Raw genomic sequence first — 21,013 nt, 5'->3', positions numbered from 1 at the left:
GGGGCCCGTCACCCTGCACTCCTTGGTCGACCGCACGGAGGACGTCGATGAATTCGCGGTAAATTCGCAAGCCGCAGTGCAGCATTCGGCAGATTACAGCCTGTTGACGGGATTTCCCTAGCACCCCTACGTTTAACGACGACGAGTAGTCACCGATGACCCGCTCGATTCAGTTGATCTCGAACTGGCCGTGTAGAGAGGGACTTCAATGCCGCAACCGGAGCAACTTCCAGGCCCCAATGCCGATATTTGGGAATGGCAATTACAAGGCCTTTGCCGCGGGGTGGATTCGTCGGTGTTCTTTCACCCGGACGGCGAGCGCGGCCGGGCCCGGATGCAGCGTGAGCGTCGTGCCAAGGAGATGTGCCGGCAGTGCCCGGTGATGGCGCAGTGCCGGGCGCATGCCCTCGAGGTCGGCGAGCCGTACGGCATCTGGGGCGGTCTGTCGGAGACCGAGCGCGAATTGCTGCTCAAGCGGGAGATCGGCCGCACCCGCGGCATTCGCCGCAGCGCCTAGTTCCCGGGCTCGACGCCGAGATCGACGTCAGCTCGATCGCTACTCGGACTTTTGCACGCTGACGTCGATTTCGAGAACCGAAGTCGCCGAGTTCTAGAGGATCGAGCCGTCCTGCTTGTACTGCTCGATCTTGTCCCAATCGACCCCGGCGTCCAGCAGGATCTCCTCGGTGTGCTGACCGTGCTCGGGTGCACCGGTTGGCACGACATGATGCCCGTCGAACTGGACCGGGTTGGTCGGCAGGATGTACGGCTTGCCGTTCATCGCTTTCACCTCGGGGATGTAGCCGTTGGCGATGACGGCGGGATCTTCGTGCAGCTCGCTGGTCTTCTGCAGGACGGCCCAGGCGCCGGAGAGGGGCTTGAGGATCTCGCGCCACTGGTCGACGGTCTTCGACGCGAACTCCTCGTCCATGATGTCGATGAGTTCGCCGCGGTTCTCGAAACGTGCATGCCCCTCGGCGAAGCGCTCGTCGGTGATCAGGTCGGTGCGACCGATCACCGTCATGAACTCCGGGTAGAACTTGTCGCCCTGCAACATCATCAGCGTGATGTACCGGTCGTCCTTGGTCTTGTAGTTGCCGACCAGCGGGTTGGGCATCTCGCGGTGGGTGAACGTCGGAATCGGGTCGCCGCCGTAGAGGTTTGCCGCGGTCACCTGCGGGGTCATCGCCCACGCCGCAAGACCGAGCAGCGAGACGTCGACGATCGAGGTCTCCCCCGTCGCCTTGCGCTTGTACAGCGCGGCGGCGATCCCGCCGGCAATGGTCAGCCCACCCATCAGGTCGCCGAACGCCGGAGTCTGCATGACCGGCTCGGGCAGCTCGCGGGTGAGCGCATCGGCGATGCCGCCGCGCGACCAGAACGACACGCCGTCATAGCCCGGCCGGTCGGCGTCGGGACCCTCTGGGCCGTAACCGGATCCACGCACATAGATGATGTCGGGGTTGACGGCACGAATCTGTTCGACGCCGATGCCGAAACGGTCGCGTCGGCTCGGCAGGTAGCTGGTGAGGAACACGTCACTGCTCTTGGCAAGCTCGTGCACGACCTCCTGGCCTCCCGGCGTCAGCAGGTCGATGCCGATGGATTTCTTCCCGCGGTTGGGCATTTCGATCATGTAGTTGACCGCAGTCGGACCGCCCGGGATGAGGCCCATGGTGACCAGACCACGTTGCGGGTCGCCGCCCTCACGCGGTTCGACCTTGATGACGTCAGCGCCCCACTCGGCCAGTACCGCGCCGGCCGCGGGCACGAAAGTCCATGCCGCAACCTCCAATACGCGAATACCGCTCAATGGTTTGGCGTCAGTCATGCGAGTTCTCCGATCTCGAGGCGTCACGCGTTGTGGTCATCAATGAGTCCGTACTTGCGATACGCGGCGCGGATGTCGATGCGCGCCTGTTCGGGCAATTTAGCTTGTGGGGGTCGCGATTCCGGGTACGACCCGATGGGCAGCCCGACCACCGATGCGGCGTACTTGAACGCCCCGCCCCAGTGGGTGAAGTAGTCGGGCCGCCCGGGATAGCGGGTGAACCAGCCGCGCATGTCGAGCTCGAACTGGTCGAGCCCGGACTCCTGGGCGTAGTCCATCGCCTCGAGGAGTTTGTCGTTCCATACCAGCTCCCAATACTGGGACAGCGCGCGCTTTTTCGGTGTCTCGAAGAGGTAGCCGGTGGTGCCCAGCTGCCCGGGCCCGACGATGCCGGCTTTCAGCCAGCCGGCCCGGTACACCGTCGTATCGCATTCCCAGATCACCAGATCGGGCGCGAGCTCGTGCAGGAACCGGCTCTGATGCGGGCGGAACGATCCCTCTTTGGTGGCGCAGACCGCGGGAATCTCGTCGACGATCTGGGCGCTCTCTTGAGCCGACAGCACGTAGCCCGAGCTGGGTGAGTTGAACATGCCCAGCGCGATGTCGGTGCGATCGGCGATGTACCTGAAGAAGTTCAAAGCCCCTTCGCCGCCGTGCAATTCCATCATCGGGGTCTGGATGTAGACGATGTCGGCGCCGGCGTCCTGCGCGTGCCGCGTCAGCTCGAGGCAGTCTTTGGCCGACATCGCGGCCGTACACGACTGCACGATCACGTCCGGGTCGATGCCGCGCGCTTCCTCGATCGCGATTTCCAGCAACATCTTTCGCTCAGCCATGGTCAGCGACCAGAATTCGGCGACACCACTGGTCACCCAGAGCATCGGGTGGCGCAGCGTTCCCACGCAGTGCCGGACCAGCGTGCGGTAGGCATCCCAGTCGATGTCGTCGCCGTCGGGACCACTGAACGGGGTGTACAGCGAGTCACCGATGCCGTGCAGCGCGTTGCGCGCCCATTGCCGGGCATCCTTGGCGTTAGCCACCATTCACTCCCTGAGTTAGCCGACGACCTCGAAGACGGCGGCAGCCGACGTCACCGCCTTGTCGCCGTTGCCCTCGTCGTGCAGCAACATGCGCACGCCGACCTTGCCCGCGCCACCGACATGCGCGGTGCCGTCCACCCGGAACGGCCCCACCTTGCCCCGCGACATGAACATCACGTGCCAGCTGACCACCTGCAGTTTGCGCGTTCCGGCCGCGTCGGCGGCCAAATCGATGGCGGCGGTTTCCAGCACCACGTGTTGTGGCCCGATGTGCAGCGCGGCATCCGGTGATGCCAGTTCCAGGCTGAGCGCCGGCAACTGCCAATGGCCGTCGTCGCGTTTGGCCGCGCCGAACGCCTCCCAGAGCGGCGGCAGGTCGGGCGAATCCTCGATCACCAACTCGGTGCCCGAAACATCCATCTTGCCAAGGCCTTCGGGGGGGACGCCGATGATGGCGCCTTGGCCTTCGTTGAACGCGATCACGCGGTCCGGGTCGTCGGCATCGACGATCTTGCATCGCCCGTAGCCCATCATCCGGCCCTGGTGGACGTTGCCCGAGTCGACGATCTCGACCCGCTGCACGTCGTATCCAGGGTCGACGATCTGCACCGAGGCGATCACCGGGTTCGGCACCGCGACCATGTCGGTCTGACAACCTTCGGGCGACGCGATCGCCAACGGTGCCACCATGATTCCGCCGGCCTCGTTGCGCATATCGCGGCGGATGACGACGGTGTCGTCGCTGTCCCCGATGTTCATCGATGAGTGGTTGCGACCGATGTAGCGGTAGCTCAGCAGGCCCGTCCAGCGTTTGTAGAGTTCGTCGCGGTAGGCGTCCGCGTCACCCATGAACTCGCGTATGTCTCGCAGCGGCTCAGTCAACCTCGTCGTCCCTCCTGAGCGGAGCAGTCGCTCAGTGAGGACTTTACGGCTGCCTCTGTCAATGTAAAGGCGGTATCCGCGATCTACTGCGGATCGAACAGCACCGGCACCGAGGTCGGCGACCGGAACACCTGCCCGCGGACGTGCGGGTCGTCGGCGTCGGGATCGAGCCGCAGGTTGGGCAGCCGATCCAGCAGCAGGTTGATGGCGGTACGCATTTCCAGGCGCGCCAGATGCATGCCGAGGCAGACGTGAACGCCGTGGCCCCAGCCGAGATTCGCCTTGGCCTGGCGGAAGATGTCGAAGGTGTCGGGGTCCGGGTAGCGGTCCTCTTGCCGGTTCGCCGAGCCCAGCATCGGCATCACCGTGGCGCCGGCCGGGATCTTTACGCCGCCGAGTTCCGTGTCGCACGTCGCCACCCGGGTGATGGTCAGCAACGGCGGCTCCCAGCGCACGCCCTCCTCGATCGCCTGCGGAATCAGCGAGCGGTCGGCGCGGATCGCCTCCAGCTGCTTGGGGTCCGACAACAGCCCCAGCAGCAGGCTGCCCAGCGACCGGTAGGTGGTCTCGACGCCGGCGGGCAACAGCAGCCGCAAGAACGAGAAGATCTCCTCGTTGGTGAGCTTCTCCCCGTCGATCTCAGCCGCACCGAGCGCGCTGATCAGGTCGTCCTTGGGGTCGGCGCGACGCGCCTCCAGGATCGGCTCGAAGTAGTCGCACAGGGCAGCCGAGGCCGCCAGCCCGCGTTCGGGGTTCATCAGCCAGCTCAGCAGCGAGATCGACCACCGCTGGAATTGCGGGTAGTCCTTCTCCGGTAGCCCGAGCAGGCCCGCGATGATCTGGCTGGGGTAGTCGAAGGTGAACTCCTTCACCAGATCCGCTTTACCGTTGGGCGCGAAGTTGTCGATCAGGCTGTTCGCCACCCGGCCGACCAGCTCGTCTTGCCACCGCGCCAAAGACTTCTGCGAGAACGCCTTCGACACCAGCGAGCGCAGCCGCCCGTGGATCGGCTCGTCCATGCCGAGCATCACGCCTTCACCGAGCACCGGCCCGAACGCGGCGATCACCGCCGCCGACGAGAACGTCTCGTTGTCGCGCAGCATCTGCTGGACGTCCTCGTGGCGGTAGACGATGAACATCGGCAGCGATTCCTCATGCGGCAAGGCCCCCGAGGTGTCGAGTCGCTGCACCGGCTCCTCGCGACGCAGACGCGCCAACTCGGTGTACGGGTCGCGCACGTCCCCGGAGATCGCGTCGTCGAACGCGCCGAAATCTTCGAGGTCGTCGAAAAGCTGTTCCATTACTACCTACTCCTCGTTTTTCTTGCGCTTGGCCGCCAACGCCGCCAGGCGCTGCATGATCGGCTCGGGGATGATCTTCGCGGCGAACACCATCCCCTTCTGGGCCAGCGTCAAGGGCCACGCACCGTTGCGCATCGACCCCTGCGGCGGTATTCCGAGCACGATCCGCGACATGTGGTGCATGCCGGCCGCCGGCAGAATCCTGCTGGACACCAACAGCATTGACGCGTCGGGGCCGACACCGCGACGCCGGAACGACTTCTGGTCGGCCAGCGCCTTGACGACACCGTCGGCGAAGCGCGCCGGCGGCCGGGCCATCTTCATCGCGGCCCTGCCCCGACTGTTCATGGTGTTGTGCAGCCGGGCGTACGGGCCCGCGAAATTGCGATCGTCCGTCGTGCCTTCGTCGGTGATGATGTCGGTGTCGTACGTGCCGGCGACCAGGATCGTCACACCTAACCCGAACGGTGCGATCTCGACGGCCATCGACTCACCCCAGCGCTCCAGCGCGCCTTTGGCCGCCGAGTACGGCCCGGTGGCCGGCTGACCACGCACTCCGGCGGCGCTGGAGACCAGCACGATGCGACCTTCGCCCGCCGCCCGCATCGACGGCAACAGTGCCTGCGTCAGCGCGACCGGGCCCAAGACACTGGTGGCAAACATGTTCTGCCACAGCGCAATATCGGTCTCCTCCACCATGCCCGCCGCGGAGATCCCGGCGTTGTGCACCAGTGCATAGGGCGCGCCGACAGCTTCTTCGATCGCTTTGGCAGCCGCGGCCACTGACCCTTGGTCCAGCAGGTCGAGCTGCACTCCGATCAGCCGGTCGTCGTCGACACTTGCGCCCACCTCGTCGCGAAGCAGCGGGAGCCCACGATCGGGTGTGCGCATCGCCGCGACCACGCGCCACCCTTCGCGGTAGAGCCGCACCGCGGTCGCGAACCCCAGACCACGGGACGCACCGGTGACGACGACTGCGCGCGGCTCAGCCATTCGTCCGCGCGGGTTCGCAGCGGCCCTGGCCGGGTGGCGGCGGAACGACATGCGGCCGACCGTTGGGCTCCCCGCTGGCCCACGTCGACCAGATGCCCACCGAGAATGGGCCCTCCGCTCCCTCCTTCTCGTAGAACCCTTGTGGGTCATACACTTTGGCTTCCGGGTACGGCCACGGGCAGGCCACCGAGGTCGCGGCGTGGCTAACCTTGATGACCCAGAACCAGGCACCGTAAGCGAAGTAGGAGACGTTGATGATGGCGAACATCACCAGGAAGGTGCCCAGCACCGGTCGCGTCGGGAACAACTTCGCTTTGGCCGCAAGCTTTTCCGCGACCGACTTCCCGGTGTCGTCGCGGTAGCAGAGGATCGCCGCCGGCACCATCACGAACGTCACCGAGAACGACTCCCAGATCAGCGGGAACTGGAACGTGGTCCCGGTGAACACCGAGCCCCACGGGATCACCTGCGAGTAGATGTACATGCCGGTGTGAATGAGTTGGATCTCCAGCCACGCATCGAACACGAAGCCGATCGCGCAGGCCAGCACACCCAAGCTGATCAACGGGTGCCGCGAAACATAGCTGGTGGGGCCGTATTTCGCTTGCAGCTTACGCAGAATCCACACCGCCGGGAAGTACGGGCCGAAGTAGAACATCACGTAGCCGAACACCACGAACGGTTCGACCGTCGGCGACAGCGACACCAGCGGCCAGGACTCCGGCCAGTGGATCAGGTCGGGGTTGTAGACCGCGAACGGCGACCAGTTCATGATCGGGTCCTGCCACACGATCAGCGTGGTGCACAGGAACATCAGCATGACCGGGCTGCCCGGATTGCGGCGCCAGCCCCTGATGAAGACGATCAGCAAGGTGATCAGCGCGACGCAGGTGGCCACGTCGAGGAAGCCGATGTAGTCCAACCCGAAGATGAATTTGACCGGGCGAGGTCGACCGTGCACGTTTGGGTTGGCGACCCGCGGGTCGAGAACCCAACGGCGGTTCGCGATGAAGAACAGGGCGAACGCCGCCAAAGCGGCGCCGGCAATCCAGCCGCCCCACTTGCGTTGCGGCGCGACCGGTTCCTTGGATTCGGCCAATGGCGTGGACTGATCGGTGCTCATGGCTGTCTCACCCTTCCTCTCCGAAGCGGTCGACCAGGTGCGAGTTGACGCCGTCGGCGTCCAGGGTCCGGGCCACCAGGTAGCCGGCGCCCATCCAGGCGCGGCGGGTCCACTTGCCGAACGACACCCGGGTGCCGGGTGCGCCCGACGCGGCGGGCATCATCTTCACCCGCTCGAGCGCCTCTTTTACGCCGCGCGGGCTGAGCGGATGAGCATCACCGAACGCCCGCACCAATGTCGCGGCGACGTCGCGGTTGACCACCGTCACGCAGAACTCGGGGCGGCTGCCGTCGTACTTCGTCGCATAGGCGTCGAGGAAGTCCTGGCCGATCTTGTTCGCCTCGTCGTACTGGTCGACACCGATCCATCCCATGAAGGCGTTCCACATGATCGGGTTGACCCAGGCGTTCTGCCATGCGGTGGTGGTGAAGCGGGGCGGGTCCCAGTCGACGGCCTCCAGCGCCGGGTTGATGAACACGATTCCGAAGCCGAAGCCCAGGTGCACGATCGCTTCGGCCTTCGCGTCGTGCAGCGTGCGCACGGCTTCGTTGATGTCTTGTGCGGTCTGCGCGACCGCCACCTCGGCGACGATCCGAATGCCCTTGCGTTGACACGCGGTTCGCAGATTCTTCAGATAGCTCTGCCCGATCAGGCTCTGCTCCATCAGGACACCGATCTCGGTGATCCCCCGCTTGCCGATCAGGTCGGCCAGAAAGATCGGCTCGTCGGTCATCGAGCCTTGCGGGAAGGAGAATGTCCACTCGCCCAGCCAGTCGTCGGTGCCGCAGACGCTGATCGCGGGCACCTTGAACCGCTCCTCGATCGCTTCCTTCATGGGCACGCAGTTGTCGGTGATGTTCGGACCGAATACGACAAGGCAACCCTCGTCGACCAGTTCGCCGTAGGCGTCGATAACCGCCTTGACCGAACCCTTCGGCAGACCCTCCACCTCGCGATAGATCATCTGCACGGGACGGTCCATGAGGCCCTGCTGCAGCGCGTCGGCGAAGATCAGGTCGAAGGTCTGGGTGAAGGAGGCGAAGAGCTCCTCGGGAAACCCGGGCGGCAGGGTGAAGTCCATCAGATAGCCGACCTTGATCGGCTCCGCGGTGCTCTCGTAGGACATCTGACCTCCACTGGTCTGCGCTGACCGTACTCTGGCCCGATAGTGTCGACCTAATATTTGTTCAGACCCTAGCGGCGCTGCTGAGCGGCGTCAATCGTGGCTGGTGAGGTAGACGCCGATCATCTCTTTGAGGCTGCGGTTCACCGCGACGTCGTCGGTGAGCGTGCCGGCGATCGCGGCCTCGGCGGCTACATACATCGGCAGGCCCTCGGCCACCAGCCGCCCGGCCGCGATGAGCACGCGGGTCGACGCGACCTCGCGTAGGCCGCCGGATTCCAGCCGGCGGATCGCCTGGCCGAAACGCACCAGCTCGGCCGCCGTGTCGGCATCAACTCCTGCTTCGTGCGCGACGATCCCCTCTTCGACTTCCGGTGCCGGAAAGCCGAATTCGATGGCGACCATCCGCTGCCGAGTCGAATCCTTGAGATCCTTGAGCACGCTCTGATAACCGGGGTTGTACGACACCACCAAGCCGAATCCCGGTGCCGCATTCAGCGTCTCACCCAGCCGCTCGATCGGCAGCTGACGCCGGTAGTCCGCGAGCGGGTGCAACACCACGGTGGTGTCCTGCCGCGCCTCCACCACCTCATCGAGGTAACAGATGGCGCCTTCGCGCACCGCTCGCGTCAGCGGGCCGTCGACCCACACCGTCTCGCCGCCCCGAAGCAGATACCTGCCCACCAAGTCGGCCGTCGTGAGGTCGTCGTGACAAGCCACGGTGATCAACGGCCGGCCCAGATCGTGGGCCATCGCCTCCACGAACCGCGTCTTCCCGCAGCCGGTCGGGCCCTTCAAGACCAGGGACAACCCCTGCCGGTAGGCGGCCTTGAAGACGGCTTCTTCGTTGCCGACTGCCTGGTAGAAGGGCCGGCCGGTGCCAGCGGTCGGGCCGGCGCCGTTCTGGTGAGCGAGCGTGTGCTCGTCGGCCATCATCACCCTTCCGCCGACCGCTGCGTTGCGGTGCCTGGAGCGTAAACGGAACAGATGTTAGTTTCAACAACGCCGCTCGGCCGCCGGTTCATCACGACACCCGCCTTCGCACCTCAGCGGCGCGAATCGCCGAACGGAACAGCGGCCCAATCACACTCGTCAGCGAATCGGGGCGCGCGATGCTGGCGTGCGCCGTACTCCCGAACACTCTGCGCAGCGATTCGACGTCGGTGCCCGCCCCCACCGTCAGGCATACACAGCCGGTACCGCGACGACGCGCTTCGCTGAGCGCACGGCGTGCGTCGGCCGCGCCGTACGCGCGTTCATATCCGTGGTCGTAGGCCAGCCCGTCGGACAGCACCACCAACAGCCGCCGCGATGTGCCTCCTTTCGACTCCAACACCGCAGCGCCGTGCCGGATCGCGGCACCCAATCGCGAATACGCGCCCGGTTCCAGGCTGTTCAACCGTCTGATCACGTGGCTGTCGAGGTGGTCGTCGAATCGCTTGACCGGCAACATGCTCACCGCGCTTCTGCCCTGCGAGTAGTACGCATACAGCGCGACTCGGTCACCGAGGTCGTGCAGTGCAACGGTGAGATTGGCGACGACGGTGCGCTGTTGCTCATGCACGGTCCGGCCGACCGTGCCGGGCTCCGCGGCGGAACCCGAGACATCCAGCAGCAGGAGCACCGACAAGTCACGGCGGCGCCGCAAGCTGTCCAGATAGACCGCCTCGTCGGGCACCGACCCCGCCATCATGTCGACACGGGACTCGACGGCGGCATCGATGTCGATGTCGTCGCCCTGCGACTGTCGGTGCCGGCGGTGCAGGCCCATGCCGAGTCGCGCGAGCGGACGTCGTACCCCGATGGCGGCGTCGATCGCCGGACTTGCCGATGCCTTTGTCTCAGGCTCGATTTCGAGCACCGTGCACCAATCGGGCCGGTAGCTCTTGCGGTGCACATCCCATTCCGGATACCGCACGCCGTTGGCTTCGTGATCGATGACGTTCTCGGTCGCCGCGGTTGCCAGCGACGACACCGCGTGCGGCCCACGCTTGGCAGAGTCGGTGCGATGCGTCGGGGTGTCCGCGCCAGGCGGTCCGCCGCCGCTGCCGGTCTTGCGCGCCAAGGAGAGCAGCTTTTTGAGCCACTTGCCGATGAAGCCACCCCCGCCTACCGGACTGGTGAACAGGTCAGGGTCGTCAGTGTCGTCGATCTCGTCGTCGCCGAGTTCGGTCAGCTCGTGACGCTGTCCGCGTCGCGGAACGTGCTGCGCCGGCTCCTGGTCGGGGCGTTCGGGCGTGCGACCACACGCGGCCAACACCTTGTTGGGGCGGATGACTCCGAAGCCCGGTGGCGGATCGTCGATCGTCGTCCTGCCGGACGCCAACCTCAACGACTCGGCGGCCGAACCACTGCGCGCGGCGATGTCACGGTCTCCCAACGTCGCCAATGTTCGGGGCAGCACGTCAGCATTCGCGACCAGAGCGCGGTGTCCCTCGATCGCCAAATACCGTCGCGTCAAAAGGGAATGGCGGACCAGCCGGCGCACGGTGTCGGGTTCGAAGCTGCCCGCGGCGATCATCGACGCCTGTACGGCGATCGCCTCCAGGCTCGCCCGCGCGGGCGCCGTCGTATCGATGAAGATCGTTCGGCCGTCGGTCCACGGCGGGTCGCCGGCGCGGTGCGTGTCGACGGTAACAGCAGACCCGGCCAATGCCGAGGCCAGCATGCCGAGCGCGTGCAACCGGTCGGTGTCAGCACCCTCCGCCACCGGCCACCTCCGCCCGTCAACCTTGACCAAATATCTGTTCCAGAGTAGGGGTGTGGCTCGACCGTCGTCAATGACGCCGCCGGAGGCATAGGCGCGATTCAGCGACCCTACGAGTCCCCCAGGTCGATCTTGTCGATAGGGTTGGAACGCTCGAGCATGCCGTAGGTCTCTTCGCCGTCCCACCGGTAGCGCACCCCGGCTTGTTGTAAAGCCGGGAAGTTGGGGTTCTCTTTCTTCATCTCGCGCACCGAGAACGTGTTGTCAATGTGGTGAATGTCGTGAGTCGAGAACACCGTCTCACCCTCGATACGTGTTGTGCCGTTCGCTGTTTCGAGAACCAGCGACACGTCCTCGCCGATGGCTTGCAGTGTGGTGAGCCACGGCGCGTGCACGACGCGGGCCGCGACCAAGTCACCGTCACCGGTGAAGATGTATCCCTCATTGAAGGTCGGCTTGCCGTCGGGGCGGGGCGGGTAGGCGATGTAGCCAAACGCTTTCCCGCTGGGAAACACCGCGGATTGCCAAGCGTGACCCCAGAATTCGCCGAGTTTACGGACGCCCTGCCGGCGGATCCGCAGACCGCTGCCGGTGAAGTCCTGCGTCTGCCCGTCGATGGTCACCGCACCGCTGGCCCAGAAAAGCTGCTCGTAGCGCGCACCACCCATCAATTGACCTTCGACGGAGTTCTTGATCCGGTCGCCGGCGTCATGCTGAAGCGCACCTTGAACCCACGGTGGCACGGCCATCACCGCCTCGACGTGAAATGCGACGTCGACAAGAGGACCGCCGGTTCGGCCAGCCACCAGATCGGCCGACGATGTCTGCACGGCCTTGCCGTCGTACGCCATCGTCCAGGTGTCGAACGGCTCGACGCAACGGAACACCAAACCGCCAGCACCCAAGACGGTGGGCTTGCCGTCAGGCCCCTCGGGTGGCAGCGACGGGCCGCCGTCGCGGAGCCGGTAGGCCCGGCCACCCGGAAAGGCGATGTTGATCTGCAGTTCATGGTTGTCCCAGTTCGCGCCCACGGCCTCGATACCGATGCGAGGCAATCCGATTCGCCCACGGTCGTCGACCGTCCAGAAGCTGACGGAGTCACGCATCTCCGGGTTGTCCGGGCGCCGGGCGAACACATACTCACGCGACCGGTCGATGCCGCCGCTGAGGTCAATCGCCATGAAAGCTCCTGTCTTGGTGGTCCGTCCACCCTGCCGCGCTCTCGACGTAGCGCGCGAACCGGGGCCGGACTTCGGCGAAGTCGATACCGAACGCGACCGGATCGGCGTGCGAACTGGGTTCCCGCTCGCCGGCTGCCCGCGTCCACCAGCTCTGCATCCGCTGCTCGAACTCGTCGCTGACGGGCAATCCCAGCCAGCTGTACAGACCGGTGACCTCGCCGATGGGGTCGGCCTGCATTGCACGAAAGTCGATGTCGTAGAAGCGGTCCTGCGCTGTCGTGCTGCGGAACTGCAAGGCCCGGTCCATACCGAGCGACCAGTGCTCGACATTGAGCTGACCGATATACGGTCGATCTATCTCGTCGGTGAACGAGCCGATGATGTCGGCGTACAGATCGGCTACCGACAAGATGACGTCGGTGGGGTCGCGGTGGGTCATCACGTATTTGGCGTCGGGAAAGGCGGCGTCGACTGCGTCGAGCCACAGCACGTGCGACGGGCACCGCAGTCGCCACGGCCGTGCGGGTTCACCCCACTGCAGCAGTTTCATCACCCGTCGCTGGTAGGCCAACGTCGTTGTCAGGTCCGCCTTTTCGACCAGCCATTCCGAGTACGCGGGTATCTGGGCGAACGACTGAAAGATGTGCGACTTGAAATCCAGGGCCATCAGCTCATGGCATTCCATCGGCGCGTGGGTGTCGGTGGGCACGTGGTAGCGGGTGCCGATCATCTCCCCCTTGTCGGGCGGGACTCGGGGATCCACACCGACCACGGTGGACGGTGGCGGACACGGCTGCGACGATTCCCACCGACGCAGGTACCGGATGTCGGGGTCCTGGGACCACAGCATCGACAATGCCGTGGACCCGGTCCGCGGCAGCCCCAGTCCGATCAGCGGCGCCACGATCGGAACGTCGTCGATCTCCGGGTGCCGCCGGTACCAGTCCTCCACCTGCAGACGCTGGGCCAGGTATCCGGTGATACGGCCGTAGACGAACGCCTCGCCCCGGGCGTTCAGCCGGGCCTGGCGCTCAAGGGATTTCAGTAGGACCGCGAGTCCTTCGTTGAACGAATCCGAGCCGAAGTCGGCCAAGCCGGTCTGGCGAACGGCCTCGTCCTTGAGATCACTGGCGTCGACCACGGATCGACGATAAACCTCATCACGGCGCGTGACGGTGCTTTAGTCGTGGACATGAGATCCCTGATTACGTTGAGCCGCGACACGGTCGCGATTCGGTTGTCGGTTGCGGTGCTACTCGGCGGTGCTACCGCTCTGGCGGTTGGTAACACGATCGGCTGGCGATTCGCCATCGCCGGCTGGGTGGTAACCGCCGGTGTCTACGTGGGCTGGACGCGATTGATCCTGGGCGACATGGACGCCGAACAAACCTGCCGATATGCGACCCGGGAGGATCCGACTCGCTCGGTGGCCGAACTGATCACCGTGTCGGCAAGCATCGCGAGTCTTGGCGGCGTGGGCTATGTCGTGGCCGCCGGGTCGCATTCCGGCAGTCGCGCTTTGCAAGCCGCGTTGATCGGCATTTTGACCGTCGCCGCGTCCTGGTTCGTCGTGCACACAATTTTCACCGTGCACTATGCGCGGCTCTACTATTCCGGCGAGCCGGGTGGGATCGACTTTCACGATCCGGAGCCGCCGCGCTTCCGTGACTTCGCCTATGTGGCCTTCACCGTCGGCATGACGTACCAGGTCTCGGACACCGAGATCGGGTTGACGTCGATCAGGGCGACGGTGTTGCGCCAAGCGTTGTTGTCTTACCTGCTCGGCGCAGTCGTCTTGGCGGTCACGATCAATCTGGTCGCGGGGCTGGGTTCCAAGTTCTGATCTACTACCGCAATGCGAATATCGCTGTGGCCATGGCAGATTCCGTCATGGTTCCTCGATTATCCGCTGGCGTTTGGCCGTGTACTCGGCGTCCGTGATCACACCGCTAGCGCGAAGCGTCTCGAGCTCCTGCAGGCGCTCGCCGGCCGAAGCCTGCGGACGCGGGGCGTGCGGCGCGGACGCCGTGGTCTGATCGTGGATGCGTTGCGTGACTTCGCCATTGGCAAGGACTTCCAAGCCTGCCTGGGTGGCGTTCCAGTGGCGGCTGCCGTCGTCGCCAATCCAATGCCCTTTTGCCTTCAGCTTTTCCCTGAACGATGGCATGACGCCCTCCTCGGAAACACTGCAGCGCAACGGCATGAGCCTACCGCGCGTGCTTGCATGACCGAGGCCGTCATCGGCCGGCGAATACCGCCACGCTGACTACCGTGCGCCGGCGGCCAGCCACTCGTCGAACGTCGTCGGGGCGATGCGCGCGTTCTCGCCCGGCAGCATGACATTGCCGGCCATGGACTCGTCGAGAGGTCCCGACCAGGTGGGAACCAGCTTCACGTCGCGACCGAGAACATCGTTGGTGCGGCGGGCCATGTCGACCAAGTCTTGCGGCTCAGGACCGGCGACGTCGACATAGCGACCCTGCGGCTCCCCGACGGCGACCTCGGCCAGGACGCGAGCTATGTCGTCGGGTGCGATCGGTTGAACCAGCAGCGGAGCGATGGTCGCGACACCGTCGCGCTCGGTCCAGCTGGCCGCCAACGCCGCGAAGTCGTGAAATTGCGTGGCAGGCACGATCGTCCACGGCACCGGGCCCTGCTCGACCAGGCGCTCTTGCTCACGCTTTCCCGAATAGTGAGCAGTGCCGCCGTCAATGCGGTGGATTCCGACGATGGACAGCAAAACATGGTGTCGCACGCCCGCACGAACCTCGGCTTCGAGAAGGTGTTGCGTGGTAGTGCCCAAATAGGCACGCGTCTCCGCGGGGCTGATCGGAGGCGCGCTGATGGCATCGACCACCGCGTCGACCCCGTCGAGCGCAGCGTCCAGGCCCCGGCCCGTTAGCAGGTCGACGCCGACAGCGCGGCTGATCGGTACGACCGCGTTTCCGTCCTGCTCCAGAAACGACACAGTGCGGGCACCGATATTGCCGGTGGCACCGACTACAGCGATTCGCATGACGTGCCGGGAGCGGGTTAGCTCGCGCCCGCCGCGATCACCTCGTCGACCTCGACAGCCCGGTCGGCCATCTCGGCGTGTGCCCTGTCCAGCGCGGTGGCCTGATCCTCATCGGCCTTCATCAACGCCTCGATGTCGAGGCCGGCCATGTCGAGCACACCCATGTCCCGGAAGGCCTTCTGCACCTTGTCGCCCCACAACCCGATGTCCTTGACGATCGGCACGATGCGACTGAACAGGTGCGAGCGGAACTGGATCATCAGTGGCGAGGTGTCCACCCACTCGGCGCACGCTTGGACGTCCATGCCGAGCGTCTCGAAGACCTCCTCGCCGCGGAACCGGTCGCGCATCAGGTAGCAGGCGTCGACGACGAACTCTTCCCGCTCGCCGCGCTCGGCCTCGGTCAGCGCGGAGTAGTAGTCCTTCAACGAGATTCGGCCGAAGGCGACGTGCCGGGCCTCGTCTTGCATGACGTAGGCGAGCACCTTCCTGGCCAGCGAGTCCTGTGCCGACATGTCCCGCAGCACCCCGAAGGCGGCCAGTGCGAGCCCTTCGATGAGGACCTGCATGCCGAGGTAGGGCATGTCCCAGCGCGAGTCGCGCAGGGTGTCGTCCAGCAGCGCAGTCAGGTGCTTATTAATCGGGTAGACCATGTCGACCTTGTCCTGCAGGAACCGCGAGAACGCCTCGACGTGCCGGGCTTCGTCCATGGTCTGGGTGGCCGCGTAGAACTTCGCGTCCAGGTCCGGGACGACCTCCACGATCTTGGCCGCGCACACCATCGCGCCCTGCTCGCCGTGCAGGAACTGCGACAGCTGCCAGGCCTGGAAGTGCTGGCGCATCTCGGCGCGACGTGCCTCGTCGGAGGCGTCCCACATCGGGCTGCCGAACAGCGGGTGGAACTCGTCAGGGAGCTCGATCGGGTTCATCGGGTCGACGTCTTGCGTCCAGTCGATGCGCGACTGGGCGTCCCACTGCTTGTCCTTCCCCTTTTGGTACAGGGACAGCAGCCGCGCGCGCCCGTCGTCGTACTCCCAGGTAAAGCGCGCGTCGCCGGCGCTGGGAACCTCCCACGAGTAGGGCGCGGGAATTTCCGTGTACTTGTCCTTCGTCGTCATGGGCTGCCGCCTTTCTGCCCGGAGTGACCAGTGGTCAGGTGACTGATATCACACTGCACCCGCGGGCGACAGCGCGTCAAGCCTGATCTGTTCGCGCGAGTCGGCGGAGACCGCCTAACCGGCGCAGCGCCACTTACGGAATGCTCGTCCACATCCGAGGGCTTGTCGACGACTGCGGTGTAGGTCGTCAAAGAAAATAAGCCTGGCGATCACCCGTCGTCGTCAATCACTGCAGTGACCTGAATCTCGACTCGCATTGTTGGATTTGCGAGAGCTGCGACGCCGATGCACGTCCACAGCGGAGCGCGTTCACCCATACGCCGTCGAAATTGTTCCGCCATCGTGTCGAGGTGATCTTGTCCGATCGTGCCAGCAGCGTTCGGCAGGTGGTAGGAGTGAACGCTGATCACGTGTTGCCACGATGCTCCCGCGGTCGCCAATGTCCGCTCAACATTGTCGAAGGCCTGAATCACTTCGTCTCGGACCGACTCCGGAAAACACCCGTCGTCATCCCAACCACCCTGGCCGGAGATCTCGACTCGGTTGCCGTACCGAACTGCCTGCGAATAATGGAGGTTCTGTCTTTGGCGATCGCCATATCCGGGAGTGACGAAGAACGATGCGCTGTTCATGTGTGCCATTTTGCGGTGTGCTCGTCCTCGTCGACGGTGGCCGTCTCGGTCGTGCTGGATGCGAGCCTTGTCATCGAGCAACCGCCGGGTCGAGGCCGAAGATCTGAACCTCAGCTGACTTACCTTTGAGTGCATGCGATCCCCGGTCGATAAGTCCGGGTGGTGGCGAAGCCAAAGCGTCGACGGTGTGGTGGGTAAGAAGAATCGCGTCACCGGTGGTCTTGGTGAGCTGCTCGACGCGGGCCGCGACGTTGACGGTGTCGCCGATCAGGGTGAACTCGAGTTTCCCGCCGCCACCGATGGTTCCGGCGATCACCGCACCGGTGTTGATCCCGATGCCGATGCGAAGCTCGCCGCCGAATCGCTCGGCGACGAAGCGGTGAATCAACACCGCGGCGCTCAGCGCGGCGTCGGCGTGCTCCGCAATAGCGTTCGGAGCGCCAAAGACGGCCAGCGCGCCGTCGCCGAGGAACTTGTTCACGTGGCCACCGGCGTCGACCACAGCGGGCACCACGATCTCGAACAAGGCATTAAGGCGAATGACTGTGTCCTCGGCGGTGTTCGCCTCAGCGAACGGGGTGAAGTCGCGGATATCGACGAACATCACCGTCACCTCGCGCCGCTCGCCGGTGAAGACATCGTCACCCTGGTCAAGCAGCCGCGCCGCCAGACCGGCGTCGACATATGTCCCGAATGCCGACTGAAGTCGTTGCCGCTCAGCCAAACCCGCCTGCATGCGGTTGAAGGACGCCGCCAGAGCGCCCAAGTCGTCGTCTTGAACGACGGGTACGCGTTGGCTGTAGTCGCCGGCGGCGACACGTCTGGTGCCCTCGGAGAGGTCGCGAATCGGGCGGAGAGACGGGGCGAATGCGAGGCCCGCTGTTATCGGAACTCCGAAGCCGAGTGTCAACGCACCCCCGACGGCGGCGAAGAGAACGGGGTTCTGATGGGCTCGATCGGACGTGGACGCCAGCATCCCGCCCACGACAGCGAACACGAATCCGACGCCGAGCACCGAAACGCTTGACCATGTGGCTAAGCCCGGACGCGGACGGGGTAGCGCGTCGCCTATCGACGTGTCACCTGCCAAGGCGACCCTGATAGGCCGCATTGCTCCTTCCGTGAGGCTGTGCACACCGGTAAGCCCCATCGCGGATCCTGCGAGAGCGCCCAGAATCCCGTACTGGACCACCTGCATCGCGGCCGCCCCCGCGATCACGCCGACGACGACCGATACCAGCGCGGTCCCTGCCCCGTGCGTCGCGACCGTTCGAAAGATTGCGCTTCGAGCCCAGGCGTAAGTGGCGTCCAATGCCTGCGCTCGATCTACCTCATGCCCGCGCGCTTGATGCTCAAGAACGCGGCTGCGGCCGATGCCGGGCAGGACGACGACATACTGCAGCACCGGTACGACGATCACGACGACCACGGCGGCCTCGGCGTAACGACCGGACCCCTCGATCGCAACGATGATTTGCGACCACACGAGGTAGATCGGCAGTGTCATGAGGAGACCGACCGTATAGAGCGTCCAGAAATACCTCGGCCCGTGCCGATCCCACGCCCACTGCCAGATGCGCTCCATGCCGTAAACAAAACACCCCGCGCCTCGCGGACCGGGGGTGTTTCGCGTCTACTGACTAAAGAGCGTGGCCGTGGTGGTGACCGGCGTGCTCGTCCGCGTTCCCGCGGTTCAGCCCGCGAGACCAACGAGCAGATGGTGAGCGATCGCCACTTCGCCGAGGCGGCGCTGCTCGACGTCCATAAATCCCGCGTTTTCCATGGTGGCGACGATCTCGGCAATCGGGCGCAGGTTAAAACCGTAGGCGGTGAAAGGCAAGCGCGCCATCGCGGCAGGATCACCGATCCCCAACACTGCCCGGCCACCGGGTCGCAGCACACGAGCAAGTTCAGCGCAGGCCGCGTCAACATCTGACACGAAGTACGCAGTGTTGACCGAGATCGCCGCGTCCAGCGACCCATCTTCGAGCGGCAATGCGGTCAGCGAACCGTTGACAAGCCTCAACCTGCCTGCCTCGATCTGGCTGGCGAAGCGGGCCCGGGCGCGCGTAAGCATGTCCTCGGCGACCTCGACACCGTAGACGGTGCCCTGCGGACCAACTCGGCGCAGAAACAGATCGAGCCCTAGTCCGCCGCCAAAGCCGATGTCGGCCACCGACTTTTCGGCCGTTGCTTCCGCCGCATCGACGGCGCCGGCCACCGCCGGACGATTGCCGCGGTTGAGCAGTACCGCGACGCCGCGACCGACCAGACCATGCGGCCGGCCTAGTTGCCCGGCGACGGCCGCCAACGCCCGTTGCCGCAAGCCCATGATCGTCACCTCAGCACTGGATCAGTAAGGCGTGTTATCCGGCCCAATGGTGCCTGATTCGCGACGCGCGCGAGACACCCCCGGCCAATTGAACGGGGGTGTTTCGCGTCTACTGACGAGTGAGCGTGGCCGTGGTAGTGACCGGCGTGCTCGTCCGCATGAACGGTTTTGTCGACGACGGCCGTCTCGGTCGTGCCGAATTCAAGGCATGTCATCAAGCAACCGCTGGGTCGAGGCCGAAGATCTGAACCTCAGCTGACTTACCTTTGAGTGCATGCGATCCCCGGTCGATAAGTCCGGGTGGTGGCGAAGCCAAAGCGTCGACGGTGTGGTGGGTAAGAAGAATCGCGTCACCGGTGGTCTTGGTGAGCTGCTCGACGCGGGCCGCGACGTTGACGGTGTCGCCGATCAGGGTGAACTCGAGTTTCCCGCCGCCACCGATGGTTCCGGCGATCACCGCACCGGTGTTGATCCCGATGCCGATGCGAAGCTCGCCGCCGAATCGCTCGGCGACGAGGCGGTGAATCAACACCGCGGCGCTCAGCGCGGCGTCGGCGTGCTCCGCAATAGCGTTCGGAGCGCCAAAGACGGCCAGCGCGCCGTCGCCGAGGAACTTGTTCACGTGGCCACCGGCGTCGACCACAGCGGGCACCACGATCTCGAACAAGGCATTAAGGCGAATGACTGTGTCCTCGGCGGTGTTCGCCTCAGCGAACGGGGTGAAGTCGCGGATATCGACGAACATCACCGTCACTTCACGGCGTTCACCAGTGAACACATCGTCACCCTGTTCCAGCAGTCGGGCGGCAAGGATAGGGTCCACGTAGGTGCCGAATGCGCCCTGAAGTCGTTGCCGCTCAGCCAAACCCGCCTGCATGCGGTTGAACGACGCCGCCAGCGCGCCGAGGTCATCGTCCTGCACCACCGGGAGACGTCGCGAGTAGTCCCCGGCTGCAACGCGTTTGGTGCCTTCGGCAAGATCCCGGATCGGTCGCAGCGATGGTGAGAATGCAACGCCGAGAGTTATCGGCACACCGAGGCCCAAAGCCAACGCGCAACCGATCATCACCCACGTTACGGGCTGCCGGCTCGCATCATGAAACACCGCGGACAACATCGCGCCGATGACAGCAAACGTCAACACGGCCGCGAGCATGGCAAAGTTCGACCATGCCGCGAATGTCGGCCGCGAGCGAGGCAGGCTATCGCCGATATCCACATCACCAGCGAGGGCAATCCGCACGGGCCGCATCGGTCCTTCCGCCACGGTATGAACTGCGATCAAATGGGAGCCCGCTGCGGTAACGCCCCCCAGAATCGCGTATTGGACCAGCCGCAGCCCGTTCGCACCGGCAATGGCGCTGACGCTGACCGACAACACTGCGCCGCACACAGCGAACGCCGCCAACGCTCGGGCGATAGCACTGCGGCACCAGGCGTACGTCGCTTCCAATGCCCTCGCCCGATCCAGCTCACGACCCGCAGCCCACTGCTCGGCAAGCCGCCACACGCCAATGCCGGGCAGAGCCACCGCGTACACGATCACAAGCACCGCGACACCGGCGGCTGCCGCCGCCTCAAGATAGCGACTGGAGTGCTCGACAGCCAGGATTGCGAACGACAAGAAAAGGTAGACCGGCAGCGCCACGAAATACGAGGCCGCCGCGACCACCCATGAGTACCTCGCCCCGTGGTGATCCCACGCCCACTGCCAGATGCGGTCCATGCCATAAA

20 protein-coding genes are annotated in these 21,013 nt (G+C 65.1%); 2 read left to right on the top strand and 18 right to left on the bottom strand.

Features of this window, described 5'->3' with window-relative positions; translation table 11 throughout:
• Positions 1–208: 208 nt before the first annotated feature.
• A complete protein-coding gene (locus G6N27_RS21740) occupies positions 209–517 on the top strand; it encodes a WhiB family transcriptional regulator (RefSeq protein ID WP_163780019.1) in 309 nt (102 codons plus the stop codon).
• A 93-nt stretch (positions 518–610) separates the two neighbouring features.
• On the opposite strand, the gene G6N27_RS21735 is transcribed toward G6N27_RS21740, so the two are convergent.
• The 11 genes from G6N27_RS21735 to G6N27_RS21685 form a co-directional block, all read right to left on the bottom strand.
• Positions 611–1,831 (bottom strand): CaiB/BaiF CoA transferase family protein, encoded by a 1,221-nt coding sequence (locus tag G6N27_RS21735; protein ID WP_163780017.1) that lies wholly within the window; start codon positions 1,829–1,831, stop codon positions 611–613.
• A 23-nt stretch (positions 1,832–1,854) separates the two neighbouring features.
• A complete protein-coding gene (locus G6N27_RS21730) occupies positions 1,855–2,871 on the bottom strand; it encodes a dihydrodipicolinate synthase family protein (protein WP_163780015.1) in 1,017 nt (338 codons plus the stop codon).
• Between the two features lie 15 nt (positions 2,872–2,886).
• The gene (locus tag G6N27_RS21725) at positions 2,887–3,753 is read right to left on the bottom strand and encodes a hypothetical protein (protein WP_163780013.1); all 867 of its coding nucleotides are present in this window, start codon (positions 3,751–3,753) and stop codon (positions 2,887–2,889) included.
• An 83-nt stretch (positions 3,754–3,836) separates the two neighbouring features.
• Complete coding sequence (locus G6N27_RS21720) at positions 3,837–5,054, bottom strand: cytochrome P450 (protein ID WP_163780011.1); 1,218 nt, start codon at positions 5,052–5,054, stop codon at positions 3,837–3,839.
• A 6-nt stretch (positions 5,055–5,060) separates the two neighbouring features.
• Positions 5,061–6,047 (bottom strand): SDR family oxidoreductase, encoded by a 987-nt coding sequence (locus tag G6N27_RS21715; RefSeq protein WP_163780008.1) that lies wholly within the window; start codon positions 6,045–6,047, stop codon positions 5,061–5,063.
• Positions 6,040–7,170 carry a spirocyclase AveC family protein gene (locus G6N27_RS21710; RefSeq protein WP_163780006.1) on the bottom strand — a complete coding sequence of 377 codons (1,131 nt, stop codon included), beginning with the start codon at positions 7,168–7,170 and terminating at the stop codon, positions 6,040–6,042. Before G6N27_RS21710 ends, G6N27_RS21715 begins: the two co-directional genes overlap by 8 nt.
• A 7-nt stretch (positions 7,171–7,177) precedes the next feature.
• Positions 7,178–8,296, bottom strand: coding sequence for an ABC transporter substrate-binding protein (locus G6N27_RS21705; RefSeq protein WP_163780004.1), 1,119 nt, complete (start codon positions 8,294–8,296; stop codon positions 7,178–7,180).
• 90 nt (positions 8,297–8,386) lie between these two features.
• On the bottom strand, positions 8,387–9,226 hold the full coding sequence (locus tag G6N27_RS21700; RefSeq protein ID WP_163780002.1) for a CbbQ/NirQ/NorQ/GpvN family protein: 840 nt from the start codon (positions 9,224–9,226) through the stop codon (positions 8,387–8,389).
• A 91-nt stretch (positions 9,227–9,317) separates the two neighbouring features.
• Positions 9,318–10,961: a nitric oxide reductase activation protein NorD gene (locus tag G6N27_RS21695; RefSeq protein ID WP_163782133.1), complete on the bottom strand. Its 1,644-nt coding sequence runs from the start codon at positions 10,959–10,961 to the stop codon at positions 9,318–9,320.
• A 149-nt stretch (positions 10,962–11,110) separates the two neighbouring features.
• Entirely contained in the window at positions 11,111–12,181 is a 1,071-nt protein-coding gene (locus tag G6N27_RS21690) for a hypothetical protein (protein WP_163780000.1), read from the bottom strand.
• Positions 12,171–13,322: a sulfotransferase family protein gene (locus tag G6N27_RS21685; protein WP_163779998.1), complete on the bottom strand. Its 1,152-nt coding sequence runs from the start codon at positions 13,320–13,322 to the stop codon at positions 12,171–12,173. Before G6N27_RS21685 ends, G6N27_RS21690 begins: the two co-directional genes overlap by 11 nt.
• A gap of 51 nt (positions 13,323–13,373) precedes the next feature.
• Between G6N27_RS21685 and G6N27_RS21680 the strand changes: the two genes are divergently transcribed.
• Positions 13,374–14,024 carry a DUF1345 domain-containing protein gene (locus G6N27_RS21680; protein WP_163779996.1) on the top strand — a complete coding sequence of 217 codons (651 nt, stop codon included), beginning with the start codon at positions 13,374–13,376 and terminating at the stop codon, positions 14,022–14,024.
• A 45-nt stretch (positions 14,025–14,069) separates the two neighbouring features.
• On the opposite strand, the gene G6N27_RS25740 is transcribed toward G6N27_RS21680, so the two are convergent.
• From G6N27_RS25740 to G6N27_RS21645, 7 genes are all read right to left on the bottom strand, one after another.
• Positions 14,070–14,348: an SHOCT domain-containing protein gene (locus G6N27_RS25740; RefSeq protein WP_372512926.1), complete on the bottom strand. Its 279-nt coding sequence runs from the start codon at positions 14,346–14,348 to the stop codon at positions 14,070–14,072.
• A gap of 99 nt (positions 14,349–14,447) precedes the next feature.
• Complete coding sequence (locus G6N27_RS21670) at positions 14,448–15,197, bottom strand: SDR family oxidoreductase (RefSeq protein ID WP_163779995.1); 750 nt, start codon at positions 15,195–15,197, stop codon at positions 14,448–14,450.
• Between the two features lie 17 nt (positions 15,198–15,214).
• Positions 15,215–16,315: a diiron oxygenase gene (locus tag G6N27_RS21665; RefSeq protein WP_163779992.1), complete on the bottom strand. Its 1,101-nt coding sequence runs from the start codon at positions 16,313–16,315 to the stop codon at positions 15,215–15,217.
• A 209-nt stretch (positions 16,316–16,524) separates the two neighbouring features.
• The gene (locus G6N27_RS21660; RefSeq protein WP_163779990.1) at positions 16,525–16,947 is read right to left on the bottom strand and encodes a Rid family hydrolase; all 423 of its coding nucleotides are present in this window, start codon (positions 16,945–16,947) and stop codon (positions 16,525–16,527) included.
• 70 nt (positions 16,948–17,017) lie between these two features.
• On the bottom strand, positions 17,018–18,532 hold the full coding sequence (locus tag G6N27_RS21655; RefSeq protein WP_163779987.1) for an adenylate/guanylate cyclase domain-containing protein: 1,515 nt from the start codon (positions 18,530–18,532) through the stop codon (positions 17,018–17,020).
• A gap of 108 nt (positions 18,533–18,640) precedes the next feature.
• Positions 18,641–19,258 carry a methyltransferase domain-containing protein gene (locus G6N27_RS21650; RefSeq protein ID WP_372512970.1) on the bottom strand — a complete coding sequence of 206 codons (618 nt, stop codon included), beginning with the start codon at positions 19,256–19,258 and terminating at the stop codon, positions 18,641–18,643.
• Between the two features lie 235 nt (positions 19,259–19,493).
• Positions 19,494–21,005 (bottom strand): adenylate/guanylate cyclase domain-containing protein, encoded by a 1,512-nt coding sequence (locus G6N27_RS21645; protein WP_163779985.1) that lies wholly within the window; start codon positions 21,003–21,005, stop codon positions 19,494–19,496.
• Positions 21,006–21,013: the final 8 nt, after the last annotated feature.

It is taken from the genome of Mycobacterium cookii (genome assembly GCF_010727945.1).
GTDB classification, from domain to species: Bacteria; Actinomycetota; Actinomycetes; order Mycobacteriales; family Mycobacteriaceae; genus Mycobacterium; species Mycobacterium cookii.
This window is presented reverse-complemented; position numbering and strand designations above follow the sequence as displayed.

Coding starts and splice junctions, on each gene's coding strand:
- G6N27_RS21645 (WP_163779985.1), bottom strand. CDS start 21,005: ATGGACCGCATCTGGCAGTGGGCGTGGGATCACCACGGGGCGAGGTAC.
- G6N27_RS25740 (WP_372512926.1), bottom strand. CDS start 14,348: ATGCCATCGTTCAGGGAAAAGCTGAAGGCAAAAGGGCATTGGATTGGC.
- G6N27_RS21695 (WP_163782133.1), bottom strand. CDS start 10,961: ATGCTGGCCTCGGCATTGGCCGGGTCTGCTGTTACCGTCGACACGCAC.
- G6N27_RS21710 (WP_163780006.1), bottom strand. CDS start 7,170: ATGAGCACCGATCAGTCCACGCCATTGGCCGAATCCAAGGAACCGGTC.
- G6N27_RS21690 (WP_163780000.1), bottom strand. CDS start 12,181: ATGGCGATTGACCTCAGCGGCGGCATCGACCGGTCGCGTGAGTATGTG.
- G6N27_RS21715 (WP_163780008.1), bottom strand. CDS start 6,047: ATGGCTGAGCCGCGCGCAGTCGTCGTCACCGGTGCGTCCCGTGGTCTG.
- G6N27_RS21680 (WP_163779996.1), top strand. CDS start 13,374: ATGAGATCCCTGATTACGTTGAGCCGCGACACGGTCGCGATTCGGTTG.
- G6N27_RS21660 (WP_163779990.1), bottom strand. CDS start 16,947: ATGAACAGCGCATCGTTCTTCGTCACTCCCGGATATGGCGATCGCCAA.
- G6N27_RS21735 (WP_163780017.1), bottom strand. CDS start 1,831: ATGACTGACGCCAAACCATTGAGCGGTATTCGCGTATTGGAGGTTGCG.
- G6N27_RS21655 (WP_163779987.1), bottom strand. CDS start 18,532: ATGGAGCGCATCTGGCAGTGGGCGTGGGATCGGCACGGGCCGAGGTAT.
- G6N27_RS21665 (WP_163779992.1), bottom strand. CDS start 16,315: ATGACGACGAAGGACAAGTACACGGAAATTCCCGCGCCCTACTCGTGG.
- G6N27_RS21705 (WP_163780004.1), bottom strand. CDS start 8,296: ATGTCCTACGAGAGCACCGCGGAGCCGATCAAGGTCGGCTATCTGATG.
- G6N27_RS21720 (WP_163780011.1), bottom strand. CDS start 5,054: ATGGAACAGCTTTTCGACGACCTCGAAGATTTCGGCGCGTTCGACGAC.
- G6N27_RS21700 (WP_163780002.1), bottom strand. CDS start 9,226: ATGGCCGACGAGCACACGCTCGCTCACCAGAACGGCGCCGGCCCGACC.
- G6N27_RS21670 (WP_163779995.1), bottom strand. CDS start 15,197: ATGCGAATCGCTGTAGTCGGTGCCACCGGCAATATCGGTGCCCGCACT.
- G6N27_RS21740 (WP_163780019.1), top strand. CDS start 209: ATGCCGCAACCGGAGCAACTTCCAGGCCCCAATGCCGATATTTGGGAA.